Here is a 17,375-nt window from a genome sequence, read left to right on the forward strand (position 1 = left end):
GCCGGGCAGGAGGTGCCAGGAACCGGGATTCTTGGTCAATGGAATTCCTGCAGGAGCGGCTTTGACCGCTCCTGCAGAAGGCGTGGTTCACGCCTGCCCAGGCACCCGAGTCAGGGCTTCGCGAAAGCGCTGGGTACTGGCCAGCGCCAGCACCAGGCCGACAACCGCCACGCCGCCCCCCACCAGGCCGATATGCGCCACGCCCACCTGGCTGCTGACAATGCTGCCAAGCAACGCACCGCCACCAATACCGATGTTGTAGATACCGGAGAACAACGCCATGGCCACGTCGGTGGCATCCGAGGCAAGCTTGAGGGTCTTGGACTGCAAGGCCAGGCTGAAGCTCAGGATCGCCACGCCCCAGACCATGCTCAGGGCGGCGAACACCTGGAAATTGCCCGACAGCGGCAACAGCAGCAGCAGGCACGCGGCCAGGGCGCCGATGGCACCCACCAGGAAACCATGGGGGAAACGCTCGCTGTAGCGGCTGAACAGCACCGAGCCAAACACCCCGGCACCGCCATACAGCAACAGCAGCAACGTGGTGTGTTCGCCACTGATCCGTGCCACGTGCAGGGCGAAGGGTTCGATGTAGCTGTAGGCGGTGAACTGCGCGGTGATCACCAGGGTCACCAGCATGTAGGTGATCACCAGCGCCGGACGCTTGAACAGCACCGGCAGGCTGCGCAGCGAGCCGGAGTTCTGGCTCGGCAGCAGCGGCAGCGACTTCATCAGGCAGAGCATGGTCGCCAGTGCCACCCCGGCGATACACAGGAAGGTGATGCGCCAGCCCAGCGCCTCACCCACCACCCGCCCCAACGGGATGCCCATGACCATCGCCAGGGTAGTGCCGGTGGCCAGCAGGCCCAGCGCCTTGGCCTGCTGGCCGGGCGGCGCCACGCGCACCGCCAGCGACGCGGTGATGGCCCAGAACACGGCATGGGCCAGGGCGATGCCGATGCGGCTGACCAGCAGCATGGCGAAACTCTGCGACAGCCACGACATCAGGTGGCTGAGGATGAACACCAGGAACACCAGCAGCAGCAGGCGGCGGCGCTCGATGTTGCGGGTCACCAGCATCATCGGCAGCGAGGCCAGCGCCACCACCCAGGCGTAGATGGTCAGCATCAGGCCGACCTGCGCGGTGCTCATCTCGAAGCTGCGGCCGATATCGCTGAGCAGCGCCACAGGGACAAACTCGGTGGTATTGAAGATGAACGCCGCCAGCGCCAGGGCGATGACGCTCAGCCAACTGCCGCTGCCGGCGGTCGGAGGCATGGAGGTGGGGACGGGACCATTCATGTGTAGACGTTTTTCTCCGCGGACAAGGCAACAGGACGCGCATCGCCTGCCCGGATGCCAGGCCGGTGACGCACGTTTTTTATTGGAAGGATGTCCGGCATGGTACGCATCAAGGCGGGGCCTCACAACCGCAGGTGCGGACCGAGTACCATGCGCGCCTGCGTGCACCTTTTTGTCGCACATCACCTACCCTGCGGAACAAGGAGTTCGATCCGCCCATGGACAAGCAGCACCCCCAGCAGCAATGGCGCGAGGCGGTCATCGCCTATGCCGAGGCCATCAACCGCTATGTCGCGCATGGCCGCGCGCAAGGCTGGGACAATCTGGAGGAACCACAGGCACCGGCCACCGAGCACCTGCTCGAGGCCTGGCAGGCAGCCCTGCTGGCCATCAACCGCCCGGGCACCGACGAGCAGCAACGCCAGCTGTTCCGCGAAGCCTGGCCCCCGGCTCACCTGCCGCTGCTGCCATTGCTCGACGAACAGGCCCGAGGCATCGGCAACCTGCTGCTGCTCGATGACGGCAGCGTGCTGGTTCGCATCGGCATGCCGTTCGAATGCGGCCAGGTACTGCGCCTTGATGGCCAGGGCGTCACCCCGGTGATCGGTGTCGAGCACTTCGGGCGCTGCCCAGGACGGCGCTACTATGCCCTGGCCAACGCCGAGGGGGTCCGTGTGACCGATGGCTGGGGCGGCCCGCAGGTGGCCCGACTGGCCTGGCCCCATGGCCTGGAAGGTTTGCCGGCGGGCTACCCGTTCGATCCCTTCGACCTGCCGCCGACGCCCACCGCGCTGCTGCCCTTCCCCGACGGCCAGCGGGTGCTGCTGGTCAGCAGCGACGGCATCTTCGTGCTTGCCGCCGCCGGCGCCACACGTCTGCTGCCACGCGAGGACGACATTCTCGAGGAACTGCGCCAGGGCACCGACCCGGACGACATCGCCTTGGGCCTGACCATGGCACATGCCGCGCTGTCACCGGACGGCAGGCTGGTTGCCCTGGGCGAACAATGCGGCCGTCACCTGGTGCTCGACGAGCAGTTCAGGCGCATCGCAGAGGTCGGCCCGGCCAGCGAATACCCGCACTTCGCGCTGTTCAACCGCCGGGGCGACCAGTTGATTCTCAATGCCTGCCACTTCTATCAGGGCGGCACACTCGGCGTGCGGGTGGCCGACCTGCCGGGACTGGATACCGGTTTCTACAGTCAAGACCCACGCACGCCACAACTGCAGTGCGGCGCAAGGGTCTACGCCGGGGTGGCCCGTGACGGCGAGTACATCGTCGGTGACGCCCATGGCTACCTGCGCGCCTTCGGCGAGGACGGCCACGAGCACTGGCAGCACTATCTTGGTTCGACCATCAGCGCCATGGACATCAGCGCCGACGGCCGCACGCTGGTGGCGGCCAGCCATGCCGGGTTCATTTCGCAGATCGCCCTGGACCGTGGCCGACCGCAGTGGCAGATCGGAACGGGGGCGCATGGCGAGGTGCGGCGCTGGTTGTGCTGGAAAGGCTTCGACCGGCCGCTGGCCTGGTAGGTCGCTGGCGCGGGCCTGCGGCAAGGCATCCGTCTCAGGAAGCCGTCGTCGCCTGCTCGCCCTCCTCGGCCCGCGCCGCATAACGTTGTGCCAGCACCGCGCAGACCATCAGCTGGATCTGGTGGAACAGCATCAACGGCAGGATCATCGCGCCGATGCCACCGCCGACGAACAGCACCTGGGCCATGGGCACGCCTGTCGCCAGGCTCTTCTTGGACCCCGCGAAAAGGATGGTGATGCGGTCCTCGACATTGAAGCCCAGCAGCCGCCCGAGCAGCCGCGTGCCGAGCAGCACCATTGCCAGCAGGATTCCGCACACGGCAAACAGGCCTGCCAGGTGCTGCGGCGACACCGTGTGCCACAACCCGGTCACCACTGCCTCGCTGAAGGCGGTGTACACCACCAGCAGGATCGAGCCCTGGTCCACCAGTTTCAGCCAGCGCGCATTGCGCTTGACCCAGGCACCGATCCAGCGGCGGGCGATCTGCCCGGCGACGAAGGGCACCAGCAACTGCAGGGTGATCTTCAGCACCGCGTCCAGCCCGGAGCCGGTGTCGCCCGAGGCGCCCAGCAGCATCACCACCAGCAGCGGCGTGAGGAAGATCCCCAGCAGGCTCGAGGCCGCCGCGCTGCAGATCGCCGCCGGCACGTTGCCACGGGCCAGCGAGGTAAAGGCGATGGCCGACTGCACCGTGGCCGGCAAGGCGCACAGGTAGAGCACGCCCAGGTACAACTCGTTGCCCACCAGCGGCACGAACAGCGGCTTGAACGCCAGCCCCAGCAGCGGGAACAGCACGAAGGTGCAGGAGAACACCAGCAGGTGCAGGCGCCAGTGGCCGGCACCGGCGATGATCGCCTCGCGCGACAGCTTGGCGCCGTGCAGGAAGAACAGCAGGCCGATGGCCAGGTTGGTCAGCCAGCCGAACAGCACCGCGCCATCGCCTGAACACGGCAGCACGGTGGCGATGAACACCACCCCGAGCAGGGCCAGGGTGAAATTGTCGAACAGCATGCGCAAATATCTCATCACAGGTTCCGTCTTGTCTTTGTGCAAGCCTGGACGATAAGGTCTCGGCCCTCATGCCGCTAACGCCGGAACCCCCGCCGGTGTCGCCCAACGGACAACCTGGCGGCTGAAACACGAAAAGGAACCTTGCACCATGAAACGTCCCCCACACCTGCTGCTGGCCACTGCCCTGACGCTGGCGGCGCCACCGCTGTTGGCCGATGACCTGCAGCACAGCGTCGATGGCGTCATCCAGCCTCTGATGCGCGAGCACGGCATCGCCGGCATGGCCGTGGCAGTGTATGCCAATGGCCAGGCGCACTATTTCAACTATGGCCTGGCCGACAAGGCCAGCGGCCAGGCAGTGACTCGCGACACCCTGTTCGAGGTCGGCTCGGTGAGCAAGACCTACACCGCCACCCTCGCCGCCCTGGCCAGCGCCGAAGGCAAGCTCGACCTCGCGGCGCCCGCCAGCCGCTACCAGCCCGCCCTGGCCAAGGCGCCGATCGGTAGCGCCACGGTGCTTGAGCTGGGCGCCTACAGCGGCGACTGCCTGCCGCTGCAGTTCCCTGACGAGGTGCAGACGAAGGAGCAAACCCTGGCCTGGTTCCAGCACTGGCAACGCCGCGCCCAACCCGGCACCCAGCGCTGCTACTCGAACCCCAGCCTGGGCCTGTTCGGTGACCTGGCAGCCCGCGCGCAAAAGCGGCCATTTGCCGAGCTGATGACCCAGGGGCTGCTGCCCCGGTTGGGCCTCAAGCACACCTACCTGGAAGTACCGGCCAACGCCCGTGGCCTCTATGCCCAGGGCTACGACGCCAAGGACCAGCCGGTACGGGTCAGCCCGGGCCCCTACGCCGAGCAGGCCTACGGTATCAAGACCAGCGCCAGCGATCTGTTGCGCTATGTCCAGCTGCAACTGCAACCGACCGTACTCGACCCCGCCCTGCGCCAGGCCATCGCCATTACCCAGTCCGGTTACTTCCAGGTTGGCGCCATGACCCAGGGCCTGGGCTGGGAGCGCTACCCCTATCCCGTCGCCCTCGACACCTTGCTGGACTACAACGGCGCCAGGCTGGTCCGCGAGCCCAACCCCACCCGCGCACTGTCCCCGGCACTGCCCGCCGAACCCGCCGCCTGGTACAACAAGACCGGCGCAACCAGCGGTTTTGGCGCCTACGTGGCATTCGTGCCGTCGAAACAGATGGGCATCGTGCTGCTGGCCAACCGCAACTATCCTAACGAGGAGCGGGTACGCGCCGCACAACGTATCCTCTCGAGCCTGGAGCCATGAAACGGCCGATTCCTGGCGCCGGCTAACGGACTCGGCAGACAGAACGACCAGGATTGTCCGACAAGATGTAGTGACAAAAAATAATCACTACAAAACGGTTGACGCCCTTCCCGCGCCTTGTGCATGATGAGGCCGTCTCCCTGATCGGGAGCGGTGGCAAGGGTGTTCCAGACGGCCTGCGCGGTAACGCAGGCCGTCCGTGGAGAGGGAATCTGCCCAGAAGGCAGCGTGAGAAAGCCCCTGTTGCGAAGCTGCTGTAGCAGCCTTGGTTAGCGCGCTACATGTTGTGGCGCCAAATGTGAACTTCGGACGAACTTCACCAACGAATGTGAGTAATGGGGGCTTTATGATGAACTTGAACAACAATCCAACCATCGACCAACTGGCCCAACTGTTTGCCGCGCGCAAGGACAGCCTCGACGACCACCTGCTGTGGGTCAGCCAGTCCGGCGAGGTCCGCCTGGATCGCCTGCCGCCGAACACGGTCGAAGACGAGTTCGAATCGCACATGCCCAGCATGCGCGCCCGTTTCAAGGTCTACCGCCGTGGCCAGGGCTACGTCGGCAAGAAGGCCGCCGCCGACACCTCTTTCGTCGGTCGTGTGCTCGAGACCCTGCAACAAGAATGGCCGACCGCCCGTGAGCGGCAGGCAATCAAGGTGATCGACGCGTTGAATTGATCCCGCGGCTTAACACCGTTTCTTGAGCCCGGCCCGACAAAGGCCGGGCTTTTTCATGCCTGGCGCCTGCGCGGCATGGCTTCGGGCAGCGGCAAGGCGCCCGTGGCCAGGGCACGGGCGCGGTCAACGCCCCACACCAGGGCGCGGGTCATGGTCTCGCCCGGGCGCGAGGGGTAATACTCCTCCAGCAATGCCTTGCCGTCGCGGGCGTACAGCCCAAGAAACAGCTGCGTGGCGCCAACCCTGGACAGGCGCACCTGCACATCGATGCTGGTGCCGTCGCTCAACTCCTCGTCATGACAACGGCTGTGCAACTGTGCATCGGCCCATTGCCAGTAGGTCTCTTCCCTGATTCGCATTGAAGTCGATACTCCGTGTCTGAAATGCCGCGCAAGAAAAGCACAGCTTCGAGCCGACGGCGAGGGGGACCCGCCGATACCATGAGCGGGATCAAGAAATGACGGGAAATGCGTGCCATTGGGCGGTTTTGCACAGATCGGACAAACATGATCGCGGGGCAAGCCCGCCCCACAGACCTTGTTTGCCTGTGGGGCGGGCTTGCCCCGCTAATGTGCTGTTTCACTTTTTCGACGGGACACGCGGCGTGAACCGCCCCTTCTTGGCCCGTTGCAGGTGTGCCGGCTGCAGTTGCTCCGACTCGTCCAAGGTCATGTTGGCAAAGCCCAGGCGCAAGGCCGCTTGCCCGCAGCGCACCTGGCTGTTGATCGGAAACGCATCGTTCAGGTCTTCAAAAAAAGATTCGCTCATGCCCTGACTCCCTCCAATGGCGACCGTGCCGGCAGGCAATGCACCTGCCTAGTGAAGCAGCGGCCCGTTGAAGTGAGACTAGCCGGTCATTTGCAGACCAGTCGGACAAAAACTCCTTGCCCGACCAGTGGCAACTGGCCTTACTTCAAGCGCACCGCCGTACCGGTGGCGAACACCACGACCATGCCGCCCTGCACCGACGGCATGCTGATCTCGAAGTCCACGCCCACCACTGCATCGGCTTGCAACTGCCGTGCCCGCGCCACAAGCTCCTCGGTGGCCTGCTCACGGGCCAGCTTCAGCGCACTCTCCAGGGTCTGCGAACGGCCACCGAAGAAGTCGCGAAAGCGTGCGAAGAAATCGCGCACGAAGTTGATCCCCTGCACCGATTCGGCGCTGACCACTCCGAGGTATTCGGCAACGGGGCGGCCTTCGAGCTGGCTGGTGGTGCTGATGATCATGGGTGAAGCTCCTGGAACAAAGAGCACGATCCTAACAAATCCTCTGCGGCCAAATTACACAAGCAACTTCTTGAATAATGATTTTCCGGCTCCTAGACTCCCAGCGCAGGATCACGCAAGGAGCCTTCATGACCGCCATCCCCGAACAGCCCCCCGCACGCTGGAGCGAATTGCTCAGCGGTGGCAATGCGCTGCGCTCGATCGCCCTGGCCGGCGGTGTCGCCCTGCACGCCGTCAATGTCTATATCGTCACCACGCTGCTGCCCACGGTGATCGACGAAATCGGCGGGTTGGCCTTCTATGCCTGGAACACCACCTTGTTCGTGGTGGCCTCGATCATCGGCTCCACCCTTTCCACCCGCCTGCTGGCCCGCGGTGGGCCACGGGTCGCCTACCTGCTGGCACTGCTGGTGTTCACCCTCGGTTCGGCAGTGTGCGCAATGGCCACCAGCATGCCGCTGCTGCTGGTCGGGCGCAGCGTGCAGGGCCTGGGCGGCGGCATCCTGTTCGCCCTGAGCTATGCGCTGATCCACCTGGTGTTCGAGAGCCGCCTGTGGCCCCGCGCCATGGCCCTGGTCTCGGCGATGTGGGGGGTGGCCACGCTGTGCGGCCCGGCCGTGGGCGGCGTATTCGCCGAGGGTGGGCACTGGCGCTGGGCATTCTGGTCGCTACTGCCGGTGGCCGCCGCCCTGGCGCTGATCGTCTGCCTGCGCCTGCCGGCGCGCCAGGCGCTGGACGACAATGGCGCCCGCCCGGCCTATGGCCTGATCGCCTGCCTGGTGGCCTCGGTGCTGGCGATCTGCGCGGCCAGCCTGGCCGACTCACTGTGGGTCAACCTGGGCGGGATCGTCGCCGGCCTGGCCATCGCCGCGCTGATCGCCCGCCTCGATCCCCGCGCCCGCCACCACCTGCTGCCCACCGGCGCCTACAGCCTCAGGCAACCGATGGGCGCACTGTTCGCCATGATGTGCCTGCTGGTCGCGGCCATCACCACCGAGATCTATGTGCCCTACTTCCTGCAGCGCATCCATGGCTTCGGCCCCCTGGCCGCGGGCTACCTGACGGCCGTGATGGCCGCCGGCTGGACGGTCGGCGCCCTGGCCAGCGCCGGGCGTGACCGCAATGGCGGAGCCTGGCAGATCCGCTGCGGCCCGCTGCTGGTGGCCCTGGCGCTGCTGGCCCTGGCACTGCTGACACCCGCCTTGGCGTGGGTCGCCAGCACGCCGGGCCTGGCCCTGTTTGCCCTGGCCCTGGCCGGCGTCGGCCTGGGCATCGGCCTGGGCTGGCCACACTTGCTTACCCGCGTGCTGCAGGCGGCGCGCCCCGGCGAGGAAAACCTCGCTTCAGCCTCGATCACCACCGTGCAGCTGTATGCCACCGCGCTGGCCGCGGCCCTGGCCGGCCTGGTGGCCAACAGCGCCGGGCTGGTCGAGCCCGGTGGCGTGGAAGGCGCACGCAGTGCGGCGCTGTGGCTGTTCGCCGTATTCGCCTGCGCACCGCTGTTGGCCCTGCCATTGGCGTTGCGCCTCACCTCTGAACGCAAGGAGTGCCCATGAAGGAATCCAAGGAAGTCTACGAGCGCATCAGCGAGCAGTTCGAGGACTTCACCAGCCACGCCAGCCAGCGCGGGGTCGAGGTCGACACCTTTCGCTACATGGCCGGCGAAGTGATCGGCGAAGAGATCCTCGACCTGGCCTGCGGCCACGGTTTCTTCAGCCGCCGCCTGAAGGACTGGGGCGCGGCGAAGGTGCATGGCGTGGACATCTCGCCGAGCATGATCTACCAGGCGCGCCAGGCCAACGACGGCATCGCCTACGAGGTGCGCGACGTGGCGCAGATGGGCCAGATCGGCCAGTTCGACAAGGTCACTGCGGCATGGTTGTTCAACTACGCCGGCAGCGTCGAGGAGCTGCGGCGCATGTTCGAAAGCGTCGCCCTCAATCTCAAGCCGTCCGGTCGATTGATTGCCTACACCGCCAACCCGACCTTCGACCTGGCCCGTGGCAACTTCACCGAGTACGGCATCCGCGTACTGGACGAACAGCCGGTCGAGGGCGGCTTCCGCTGCCAGGGACAGTTCATGAGCACGCCGCCGGCGGACTTCACCTACTACCGCTGGCACAAGGCGGTCTACGAGCAGGCCGCCCATGACGTGGGCCTGCGCAATGTGCGCTGGATCGCCCCGCTGATCAGCGGCATCCGCAAGAAGGCACATCCGCCGGGGTATTGGGACCTGTTCGAACAGAACAGCCTGCAAGTCGGGTTGATCTGCAGCCGCTGAGATCGCTGGCGCCGCCAACGCGGCGCATCGCCGGCAAGCCGGCTCCCACACCGATCGCGTCCAACCTCAAGCCATGCGCCATCCCGTAGGAACCGGCTTGCCAGCGATGGGATGCACAAGGCGTCCCCGCTCAGACCTGTACCAGCCACTCATCCACCAGCCCTTGGCGCGCCAGAACCTCGCACCACGCAGGCTGCGCCTCGACCTGGACTTCATTGCAGTCGAGCGCGTACAACGCCTGCAACACCCGCTGAGCATCAACCTCCTCGATCACCTGGCAGCGCGCCCGGGCATAGCGCCCGTCACGCATCGCCTGCGCCGTATGCAGCACCAGCGTCGGAGCAAGGCCATCCAGCACCTTGGCCGAGGCCGGGCAATCGAGCCGCTGATCAACCACCACCCGCAACGGAGTCACCGGCTCGACTCGCTGTGCCGGAACCTGCGCCAGCAGCGACGGGTCGCAGGCCTTGACCCAGTCGCTGGTGGTCAATAACGCCGAGGCCCTGCCCCGCCAGTGCTCCAGCGGCGCTTGCTCGTCGCAATGGCTGAGCATTGCGCCCTCACCCATCGCGCCAATGGCCAGCGCCGCCGGCCGCAATACCCGCACCCAGGGGCGCTGGCGCTCGATACGCGAGAAAAACCCGCGATTGAGGGCTCGCGCCGTGGGACAGGGCATGGCCTCGACCGCGATGCCCGCTTCGCGCAGCCGAAGCGCACCGATGCTCTGCGACGCATCGGCACTGGCCGTGACCACCCGGCGCACCCCGGCGGCCACCAGGGCATCGGCGCACGGCGGGGTCCGCCCATGGTGACCACAAGGCTCGAGCGTCACATAGGCGGTGGCCCCGCGCGCCGCCGGGCCTGCCTCCTGCAAGGCGTGCACCTCGGCATGGGCGTGGCCGGCGCGCTGGTGCCAGCCGCGCCCCACCACCTGGCCGTCGTTGACGATCACGCAGCCGACCCGCGGGTTGGGCATGGTGCTGTACAGGCCCTGGCTGGCGAGCGCCAGGGCCATGTCCAGGTAATGGCGGTCGAGCGCACTCACGTGCGGACCAGCGCCAGCAGATAGCGGGCCTCGCCATGCTGACGCTCGATCACCTCCAGGCCCTGCCAGGTGAAGCCATGGGCCTCCAGTGTCTGGCGGATGCCAGCGTCGGTGAAGAAATAGCCCTGGCGCTGGTTGTCCATTTCCCGCCACCCCGCCTCGGGGTGGGCATCATCGACCCCGAACACGTTCAGCCCGACCAGCGCGCCAGGGCGCAGCAGGCGGCGCACGTGGGCCAGGTAAGGGCCCCACTCGTCCGGGTGCTGATGGTGGAAGCAGCCGTTGTCCAGGGCCGCGTCGAACACCGTCCCCGGCGCCGGCTGCCAGTCCTGCATGGCCTTGTTCACCAGGTCGAGACGATCACCCCAGCGCTTGCGCAACAACGGCCAGCTGGAGTTCTCGACGATATCCAGCCCGGTGACGCGGTGCCCGGCGAGGATAAAGGTGGAGGCATCGCGGCCACGGCCCACGCCGATATCCAGCACATGCTGGTCACCGTGCGGGTCGAGCCGTTCCAGGAAGGCCTGGGCCGCCTGGATCATGCCGACATCCCACGACCACTCGTCCTCGCCGTGGCTGTAGCGGTGCACGAACGAGGTGTCGAGGGCCTTGCGGTAGTCGCCCTGGGGCATGAAGTCGCTTGCTTGCTTGCTCATCGTGCTGCTCCTTCAGGATGCCAGGCGGGCGTCGATGCCGTAGATGCGCCCATCATAGGAACTGGCCAGGAACGCATCGCTGGCCGCGTCATGGGTCAGGCAGGAAATGCCGCTGGCGGTGGGCCGCTGCACCGGCAGCCAGCGCCGCGAGGCCAGGTCGAACAACGCCACGGTGCCGTTGTAGGCGGCGGTGGCGATCACCCGGCCATCGCTGGAGGCGGCGATGCACTTGATCGAGTGCTGGTGCGGCGAGTCGAACACCTCGTCGCCGGTCTCCAGCCACAGGCGCAACTTGAGGTCGCGGCCGATACTGGCGAAACCGCCGGTGATCGGGCAGCAGCCGTTGGAAATGCGCGTATGCGCCGCCTCGATATGCCGCACGCAGCTGAAGTCGGCGATGCTGTGCAACGCGGCGTCGGCCGAAGCGCAGACGCTGAACAGGTGGCGCTCGTCGGCGGCCACGCCCTTGATCGCGTTGTCGTGCATCGGGATCGATGCCACCAGGCGCAAGCCGCCCTTGCCGTCATGGCCGAACACCAGGCCTTCGCCGGTGTAGGTGCCGATCAGCGCCAGGTCCTCGCCCTGCTTGACGAAGGTGGCGCCACAGTTGAGCGGTGAACGGTGCTGGTAGAGCATGCGCCCGGACAGGCCATCGAACACCTGGCCCATCTGGCCACCAGTCAGCAGCAACGGGCCGAACGGCAGGAGGAAGTTGCACAGGCTGCCGACACAAGTCACCGGCTGGTCGTCACGGTGCAGGATGCCAGCGTCGCCGATGCTGTACTGGCGCTCTTCGCTGCGCACCACGGCATTGATGCTCACCGCCGGCTCGATGCCCGACACCTGCCACTGGTCCTGCTCGTAGTTCCAGGTGGCGTAGCGCGAGCCGAAGGTGGCGAACACCAGCTGCTCGTCGCCAACGAAGGCGCAGCTGCGTGGCCAGACGATGCTCGGCAGCGCGGTGCTGCGGCGTTTGACCAGGTTGCGCCCGGCATCAAACGTCCAGAGGATCGCCGAGCGGTCATAGCTCAGGCTAACCAGCAGGCGTTTGTCGTCGTTCCAGACGATGCGCTTGATCCCTGCGGCATGGGCCGGCACGGTCTGCACTTGGCCATCGGCGATGATCGAGATGCGCCCCTCGTCATCGCCGGCGAACACCACACCTTCGCGGGTGATGGCGATGGTGTCGGTTTCCACGCCACCGATGTCCACCTCATCGCATTGCTGGCCGCTGCGGGTGTCCCACTGGCGCACGGTGCCGTCATCGCTGCTGGAGATCAGGCGCTGGCCATCCGGCGACCAGACCACCGAGATCACGTCGGCCTGGTGGCCATGGAATGCCTGCAGTTGCACGCCATCGAGGTCGAAGATGCGCAGCACGTGGTCACGCGAGCAGGTCGCCACGCGCTGGCTGTCGGGCGAGAACACCGCCATCTCGACGTCGTCGTTGTGCCCCTGCAGCACGGCCTTCAGACGCATGCTCGGCACTTCCCAGATACGCGCGGTGTAGTCGCTGCTGGCGCTGACCAGGTGCTTGCCGTCGCTGCTGAAGGCGCACTGGTTGGCCAGGTGGTCATGGTGCACGCGGTGGATAGGCTCGCCGGTGGTGGCGTTCCACAGGATCACCTGGTTGTCGTAGCCGGCGGTGGCGACGAAATGCGCGGCATGGGCGGCTATACCGCTGATAGGGCCAATGTGTTTCATCGAAAGATCCTTTTTCGCTGGAGGTCAGAGCTTGATCGAATGGGCGGACTTGACGGCCTTCGCCTGCAGGTAGTTGCGGTTGTGGTTGGTCAGGAACACCCCGGTGGGTACCTGCTCGATCACATCGATGCCGCCGGCGCGCAACTGGGCGACCTTCTCCGGGTTGTTGGTCAGCAGGCGGCACTGGTCCACGCCCAGGGCGCGCAGGATCTGCACGGCAGGGTCGAAGGAACGCGAGTCGGCCAGGTGGTTGAGGCGCAGGTTGGCTTCGTAGGTGTCCAGGCCCGAGTCCTGCAGCAGGTAGGCCTCGAACTTGGAATACAGGCCGATGCCGCGCCCTTCCTGGCGCAGGTAGATCAGGTAGCCGCCGACCTCCTTGAGGGTACGCAGGGCCTCCTGCAGCTGCGGGCCGCAATCGCAGCGCTGCGAGCCGAACACATCGCCGGTGATGCACTCGGAATGCACCCGCACCAGGGGCACGTCGCACTGATCGCGCCCGATGCCCACGGCGAAATGCTCCTGGTCGCGCGCGAAGCCGTTGAAGCCGAAGAAATGGGCATCGACATCGCCGCCGAGGATGGAAATCGGCACGATGGTGTGAAGCGAAACATCCTTGTTCATGGAATCAGACCTCTTGCACGGAAGACGGAAAAACTCAGTTATGGTTTTCAACCAGGCGCAAACCCATGACGTAGATCGGTCGCGGGTAACGCCCGTGGCGGCGCGCGGTGCGCGCCAGGTCGCGGAAACGGGTGAAGCTGCCACCGCGGGCAACGCGGTGGGTGCCGACATCGAGCACCAGGTCGTCCTCGATGCGCGGGCCACCGGGGTAAGGCTGGTAGTCCTCGGCAACGTACTCCTCGACGTTGCCGGCCATGTCCAGCACCCCGAACGGCGAGGCGGCGTCGATGAACACGCCCACCGGCGTGCTATCCAGATAACCCAGCTCGGCGGTGTTGGCATGCTCGACCTGGTAGGCGTCACCCCAGGGGAACTGCCGCCCTTCGGGGCCGGCGGCGGCATACTCCCACTGCGCCTCGGTGGGCAGGGCAAAGCGCCGGCCGGTACGCTCGCTGAGCCAGCGGGCATAGGCATCGGCATCACTGGCCGAGACGCTGTACACCGGGTGGTTGGCATGGTGCCGTGGGTAGCGGCCGAAGGCCCAGCCGTCGGGGATGCCGGTATGACCGCTGTCGAGCAGGAACTGGCGATACTCCTGGTGCGTGACCGGGAAGCGGGCGATGCGGAACGCCGCCAGCTCGACCGCGTGGCGCGGGGTCTCCTTGTCGATCCAGCTGCGGTCCAGGCCCAGCCCGTCGAACTGCTCCATCACCTGCGTCACCGCGCCTGGATCCAGGCCGATGTGCACCCGCGCCGCGGGAATGTCGATCATGTCCGGGGCGAAGGTGTCGATGCGTGGATCACCGCGCAGCGCCAACACCTCGCCGGCGCCGATGCGACGCGCCAAAGGCTGGCGCGGCTGTTCCAGGATGGCGAGCAGGACATCCAGCGGAGCCTGGAGCAGATCGGCGAACGCCTCGCTGACCTTGGCCTGCAGGGGATGCTCCTGGTACTGCTCGGGATAGCCCATCAATGCCCGGTCGCTGACATCCTTGGGCAGCGGGCTGGGCAGCCGTGGCCAATGCCACTGTTTGTAGCTGTTCATGCGAATACCTGCCTGGGCACAGGCCTGCACGCGCAAAGGCGCGGCAGACGTGTGACGACGTGGGATCAGAGACGGTCGAGGAGCAACCGCGGGTTGCTTTCGATCATCTCCACTTCGGCGCTGTACACCTCGATCACCAGGCCATCGGGGTCTTCGAAGTACACGGCGCTGCGCACGTTGTCCGGCCCATGGTGATAACCCGGAGCCGGGCCGTTGCCCTTGACCAGCTTGATGGTGCCGGCGGCGGTGACCTGGTCGGCAATGCGCCTTACATCCTCGGGCAGTGCCCGGATGCCGATGTGGTAGCCGGCCGGGTAGCTGAACGACTCGCTCTGCTCGATGAAGAAGTCGAAGCCGTTGAGCTCCATGACTGCCTTGCGCGGGCCGAGGTTGTAGCAGTAGTTCGCGCCGAGTATGTCGCTGTAGAAGGCCTTGGACGCCTCCAGGTCGCGGGTCAGGATGTTCACGTGGTTCATTTCCGGGCGCTGCCTGGCCCGCGCCGCCTCGTCCAGCCCCAGGCCGTCGAGGGAGCGCCACAGCTTGGTTGCCGCGGCGAACTTGGCGAAGCCCGCCAGCCAGTCCTTGATCACCACCCCGGGCACCTGCCCGCTGGCGATATCCAGCGGGTACGGATAGAGGAAGCCATGGCTGGCCTGCTGCCACTGGGCGATCACCCCCGTGGCGGACGGCAACTGCGCCAGCGTACCTTGCACCCGCACCAGCACCAGCGCGGTATTGCGGCACAGCCCGGCGGCCTCGCTGAGCAAGGTGTTCAGCGCCCCCGGGGGCGTGGCGCTGTCGAGCAGCAGGCAGACCGCGTCCACCGGCCCCTGGCCGGCCGGCTTCTGGCTGACCTGCAGGCTGAAACCCGCTGCCGCCGCAGCGCTGCCCAGGCTGTCAAGGGCCTGGGCAGCCGCGTCACCGAGCGGCGCGGCGTGCAATGCCAATAGACGCAACATCAGGCAGCCCTCCGCCCGATCAGCAGGGTATAGCGGCCGATCGGCTCCTGCTCCACCGTGAGCCCCGCCGCTGCCATGCTGTCGATCAGGTAACGGCTGGGGTGCAGTTCACCGTTGACCGTGTTGAGCATCATGTGCAGGGAGAAGTCGGCCGACAGGGCCGGATGAATCTCATCGTCTTCCAGGGCCATGCTCAGCACCAGCAGCGCGCCGTCGCCCTCGACCATGCCGGCGGCGCCGGCGATCAGGGTGCGCACCTGCTCACGGGTGAAATAGTGCAGGCAGTCGTTGAGCATCACCACATCGGCGCGCTCGCCCTGGTACTGGGCCAGGTCCAGCAGGTTGCGGGCATGGAAGCCAAGACGGTCGTCGAGCCGGTACTTGGCGAAGGTGGCCGCGGCCGCCTCGCGGGTGGGCTCCAGGTCCCAGACCTCGCCTTTGACCTGCGGATGTCGGCTGGCGATCTCGGCGAGGTAGGTGCCGTGGCCGCCGGCGAGGTCGATCACCCGACGGGCCTTGTCGAACAGCGGCAGGTCACGCAGCACATCCACCATGGGCTGGCTGAAACGGACCATGGCGTCGTTGAAGGCATCGCGGGCCGCCAGGTCGTGCTTGAAGCGGTTCTCCTGCTGGAAGTCCAGCGAGGCACGGCTGCGCAGGACTTCGTCCAGGCGTGGCCAGTTGTGCCACTGCAGGCGCTGGTGGTCGATGATAGGGCCGATGAACTCGACGCTGTCGCTGACCAGGAAACGCTGGCTCAGCGGCAGGTTCTCGAAGCCTTGTGCGGTGCGCTTGAGCAGGCCCATGGCCACCAGCGCGTTGAGGAAGATCCGGCCCTTGTTCGGCACCCAACCCAGCGCATCGCTCAAAGCCTCGGCACCGACTGGCTGGCGGGTGTGGTCGAACACGCGCTGGGCCAGCGCCGAATGCAGGATGGCGGACTGGCGGTACTGGTCGGAGAGCTTCACCAGGTCGACCACGCTCTGCAGGCTGCTCACTTCATCGGCGTGTTCATAGATGGTCACGGGTTTCTGGGCATTCATGCACTCACATCCCTGTCGAGTTGTTGTTGATGGGCCCATGCCCGGCATTTGCCAGCAAGGTGTTGACGCACTTGCACGCACCCCTCCCTGGGACCGGCAAGCACAGGCTCCGCAGATCAGCCTAGACGCGGATCAAATAAATACAACTAATACCTTTTATATTTTTATCGCATATAAATTTTCTTATCGATAATTGTTCCCCCTTGCACAAATCACCGCGAATCCGGGCTATCCTTCGTCCACTTGCCTGCGCAAAGGATGGCCCAGGAGAGTGCCCGATCCGCTCATTCACGCCCGGTTTCCAGCGCTCCATGACCTCGACCACCGTAGATTCGAACTGCACCGCCGACCGCATCCTGTTCCTGCTCAAGACCCGCGGGCCGCTCAAGACCGCCGACCTTGCCCAATTGCTCGCCATCACCTTCGAAGCCACCCGCCAGCAGGTGCAGAAACTGCAAGCGGCCGAACTGATCAGCGGCATCAGCGTGCCGGCCAAGGGCGCCGGGCGGCCTTCGCAGAAATGGGCGTTGACCGCCGCCGCCCAGCGCCGCTTCCCTGATTCCCACAGCGTGTTGACCCTGCAACTGATCGAGAGCGTCGAGCAAGTGTTCGGCAGCGACGGCGTCGACCGCCTGATCAGCCGCATGGAAGACAGCAACAGCCGCGAGTACCAGCAAGCCTGCGCAGGTGCCGAAAGCCTGGAAGACAAGGTGCGCATCCTTGTGCAATTGCGTGAGCGCGCAGGCTACATGGCCGAGATCCAGGCCGACGGCGACAACTGGCTGATCGTCGAGAATCACTGCCCCATCTGCATCGCAGCCACCCGTTGCCAAGGTTTCTGCCGCAGCGAGCTGCAGGTGTTCCAGGCGGCGATCGGCGAGCAAGGGCTGGTGGAACGCTGCGAGCACCTGATCTCGGGGGACCGGCGCTGCGTCTATCGCATTTCGCCGAAGTAGTCCCCCACGCAGTGCTCGTC

The 17,375-nt window shown here is 66.1% G+C and carries 18 protein-coding genes; 6 read left to right on the forward strand and 12 right to left on the reverse strand.

The annotated features are described in order from the left end of the window. Positions 1 to 87: 87 nt before the first annotated feature. On the reverse strand, positions 88 to 1,302 hold the full coding sequence (locus LU688_RS16880) for a sugar transporter (RefSeq protein ID WP_104445207.1): 1,215 nt from the start codon (positions 1,300 to 1,302) through the stop codon (positions 88 to 90). Positions 1,303 to 1,520: 218 nt separating this feature from the next. Between LU688_RS16880 and LU688_RS16885 the strand changes: the two genes are divergently transcribed. Then, positions 1,521 to 2,837, forward strand: coding sequence for a hypothetical protein (locus tag LU688_RS16885; RefSeq protein WP_038706338.1), 1,317 nt, complete (start codon positions 1,521 to 1,523; stop codon positions 2,835 to 2,837). Between the two features lie 34 nt (positions 2,838 to 2,871). On the opposite strand, the gene LU688_RS16890 is transcribed toward LU688_RS16885, so the two are convergent. Continuing rightward, positions 2,872 to 3,864, reverse strand: a complete 993-nt coding sequence (locus LU688_RS16890) for a bile acid:sodium symporter family protein (protein WP_160290888.1) — start codon at positions 3,862 to 3,864, stop codon at positions 2,872 to 2,874. Positions 3,865 to 3,997: 133 nt separating this feature from the next. On the opposite strand from LU688_RS16890, the gene ampC reads away from it, so the two are divergent. Beyond that, positions 3,998 to 5,137 carry a class C beta-lactamase gene (gene ampC / locus LU688_RS16895; protein WP_160290889.1) on the forward strand — a complete coding sequence of 380 codons (1,140 nt, stop codon included), beginning with the start codon at positions 3,998 to 4,000 and terminating at the stop codon, positions 5,135 to 5,137. 346 nt (positions 5,138 to 5,483) lie between these two features. Continuing rightward, positions 5,484 to 5,816 carry a hypothetical protein gene (locus tag LU688_RS16900; RefSeq protein ID WP_046855208.1) on the forward strand — a complete coding sequence of 111 codons (333 nt, stop codon included), beginning with the start codon at positions 5,484 to 5,486 and terminating at the stop codon, positions 5,814 to 5,816. Positions 5,817 to 5,869: 53 nt separating this feature from the next. Here the strand turns inward: LU688_RS16900 and LU688_RS16905 are convergent, their stop codons facing one another. The 3 genes from LU688_RS16905 to LU688_RS16915 all read right to left on the reverse strand — a co-directional run bounded on the left by LU688_RS16905 (position 5,870) and on the right by LU688_RS16915 (position 7,045). Further along, positions 5,870 to 6,175 (reverse strand): hypothetical protein, encoded by a 306-nt coding sequence (locus LU688_RS16905; RefSeq protein ID WP_038706341.1) that lies wholly within the window; start codon positions 6,173 to 6,175, stop codon positions 5,870 to 5,872. A gap of 220 nt (positions 6,176 to 6,395) precedes the next feature. Continuing rightward, positions 6,396 to 6,584, reverse strand: coding sequence for a hypothetical protein (locus LU688_RS16910; protein WP_023632482.1), 189 nt, complete (start codon positions 6,582 to 6,584; stop codon positions 6,396 to 6,398). A 140-nt stretch (positions 6,585 to 6,724) separates the two neighbouring features. Then, positions 6,725 to 7,045, reverse strand: a complete 321-nt coding sequence (locus LU688_RS16915; RefSeq protein WP_023632483.1) for a YbjQ family protein — start codon at positions 7,043 to 7,045, stop codon at positions 6,725 to 6,727. Positions 7,046 to 7,173: 128 nt separating this feature from the next. Between LU688_RS16915 and LU688_RS16920 the strand changes: the two genes are divergently transcribed. Continuing rightward, on the forward strand, positions 7,174 to 8,601 hold the full coding sequence (locus tag LU688_RS16920) for an MFS transporter (RefSeq protein ID WP_160291351.1): 1,428 nt from the start codon (positions 7,174 to 7,176) through the stop codon (positions 8,599 to 8,601). Then, positions 8,598 to 9,326 (forward strand): class I SAM-dependent methyltransferase, encoded by a 729-nt coding sequence (locus LU688_RS16925; RefSeq protein ID WP_023632689.1) that lies wholly within the window; start codon positions 8,598 to 8,600, stop codon positions 9,324 to 9,326. Before LU688_RS16920 ends, LU688_RS16925 begins: the two co-directional genes overlap by 4 nt. A gap of 130 nt (positions 9,327 to 9,456) precedes the next feature. Here LU688_RS16925 and ribD read toward each other — a convergent pair whose 3' ends face one another. The 7 genes from ribD to LU688_RS16960 form a co-directional block, all read right to left on the reverse strand. After that, a complete protein-coding gene (gene ribD, locus LU688_RS16930) occupies positions 9,457 to 10,371 on the reverse strand; it encodes a bifunctional diaminohydroxyphosphoribosylaminopyrimidine deaminase/5-amino-6-(5-phosphoribosylamino)uracil reductase RibD (RefSeq protein ID WP_160291349.1) in 915 nt (304 codons plus the stop codon). Further along, positions 10,368 to 11,027: an SAM-dependent methyltransferase gene (locus LU688_RS16935; RefSeq protein WP_023630995.1), complete on the reverse strand. Its 660-nt coding sequence runs from the start codon at positions 11,025 to 11,027 to the stop codon at positions 10,368 to 10,370. The genes ribD and LU688_RS16935 overlap by 4 nt, the downstream gene beginning before the upstream one ends. A gap of 12 nt (positions 11,028 to 11,039) precedes the next feature. Beyond that, the gene (locus LU688_RS16940; protein WP_023630994.1) at positions 11,040 to 12,731 is read right to left on the reverse strand and encodes a WD40 repeat domain-containing protein; all 1,692 of its coding nucleotides are present in this window, start codon (positions 12,729 to 12,731) and stop codon (positions 11,040 to 11,042) included. Between the two features lie 24 nt (positions 12,732 to 12,755). Next, positions 12,756 to 13,352, reverse strand: a complete 597-nt coding sequence (gene ribA / locus LU688_RS16945) for a GTP cyclohydrolase II RibA (RefSeq protein WP_023630993.1) — start codon at positions 13,350 to 13,352, stop codon at positions 12,756 to 12,758. A 34-nt stretch (positions 13,353 to 13,386) separates the two neighbouring features. Further along, positions 13,387 to 14,397 (reverse strand): formylglycine-generating enzyme family protein, encoded by a 1,011-nt coding sequence (locus LU688_RS16950; RefSeq protein ID WP_104445202.1) that lies wholly within the window; start codon positions 14,395 to 14,397, stop codon positions 13,387 to 13,389. Between the two features lie 65 nt (positions 14,398 to 14,462). Further along, a complete protein-coding gene (locus tag LU688_RS16955) occupies positions 14,463 to 15,356 on the reverse strand; it encodes a VOC family protein (protein WP_094011433.1) in 894 nt (297 codons plus the stop codon). Continuing rightward, positions 15,356 to 16,399 carry a methyltransferase gene (locus tag LU688_RS16960; RefSeq protein ID WP_110604484.1) on the reverse strand — a complete coding sequence of 348 codons (1,044 nt, stop codon included), beginning with the start codon at positions 16,397 to 16,399 and terminating at the stop codon, positions 15,356 to 15,358. The genes LU688_RS16955 and LU688_RS16960 overlap by 1 nt, the downstream gene beginning before the upstream one ends. Before the next feature lie 311 nt (positions 16,400 to 16,710). On the opposite strand from LU688_RS16960, the gene LU688_RS16965 reads away from it, so the two are divergent. Further along, entirely contained in the window at positions 16,711 to 17,355 is a 645-nt protein-coding gene (locus LU688_RS16965; protein WP_038706343.1) for a helix-turn-helix transcriptional regulator, read from the forward strand. Positions 17,356 to 17,375: the final 20 nt, after the last annotated feature.

The organism is Pseudomonas soli (assembly GCF_021283165.2).
GTDB classification, from domain to species: domain Bacteria; phylum Pseudomonadota; class Gammaproteobacteria; order Pseudomonadales; family Pseudomonadaceae; genus Aquipseudomonas; species Aquipseudomonas soli.

Coding starts and splice junctions, on each gene's coding strand:
- LU688_RS16880 (WP_104445207.1), bottom strand. CDS start 1,302: ATGAATGGTCCCGTCCCCACCTCCATGCCTCCGACCGCCGGCAGCGGC.
- LU688_RS16960 (WP_110604484.1), bottom strand. CDS start 16,399: ATGAATGCCCAGAAACCCGTGACCATCTATGAACACGCCGATGAAGTG.
- LU688_RS16955 (WP_094011433.1), bottom strand. CDS start 15,356: ATGTTGCGTCTATTGGCATTGCACGCCGCGCCGCTCGGTGACGCGGCT.
- LU688_RS16910 (WP_023632482.1), bottom strand. CDS start 6,584: ATGAGCGAATCTTTTTTTGAAGACCTGAACGATGCGTTTCCGATCAAC.
- LU688_RS16920 (WP_160291351.1), top strand. CDS start 7,174: ATGACCGCCATCCCCGAACAGCCCCCCGCACGCTGGAGCGAATTGCTC.
- LU688_RS16965 (WP_038706343.1), top strand. CDS start 16,711: ATGACCTCGACCACCGTAGATTCGAACTGCACCGCCGACCGCATCCTG.
- LU688_RS16905 (WP_038706341.1), bottom strand. CDS start 6,175: ATGCGAATCAGGGAAGAGACCTACTGGCAATGGGCCGATGCACAGTTG.
- LU688_RS16935 (WP_023630995.1), bottom strand. CDS start 11,027: ATGAGCAAGCAAGCAAGCGACTTCATGCCCCAGGGCGACTACCGCAAG.
- LU688_RS16915 (WP_023632483.1), bottom strand. CDS start 7,045: ATGATCATCAGCACCACCAGCCAGCTCGAAGGCCGCCCCGTTGCCGAA.
- LU688_RS16900 (WP_046855208.1), top strand. CDS start 5,484: ATGATGAACTTGAACAACAATCCAACCATCGACCAACTGGCCCAACTG.
- ribA (WP_023630993.1), bottom strand. CDS start 13,352: ATGAACAAGGATGTTTCGCTTCACACCATCGTGCCGATTTCCATCCTC.
- ampC (WP_160290889.1), top strand. CDS start 3,998: ATGAAACGTCCCCCACACCTGCTGCTGGCCACTGCCCTGACGCTGGCG.
- LU688_RS16885 (WP_038706338.1), top strand. CDS start 1,521: ATGGACAAGCAGCACCCCCAGCAGCAATGGCGCGAGGCGGTCATCGCC.
- LU688_RS16890 (WP_160290888.1), bottom strand. CDS start 3,864: ATGAGATATTTGCGCATGCTGTTCGACAATTTCACCCTGGCCCTGCTC.
- LU688_RS16925 (WP_023632689.1), top strand. CDS start 8,598: ATGAAGGAATCCAAGGAAGTCTACGAGCGCATCAGCGAGCAGTTCGAG.
- LU688_RS16940 (WP_023630994.1), bottom strand. CDS start 12,731: ATGAAACACATTGGCCCTATCAGCGGTATAGCCGCCCATGCCGCGCAT.
- LU688_RS16950 (WP_104445202.1), bottom strand. CDS start 14,397: ATGAACAGCTACAAACAGTGGCATTGGCCACGGCTGCCCAGCCCGCTG.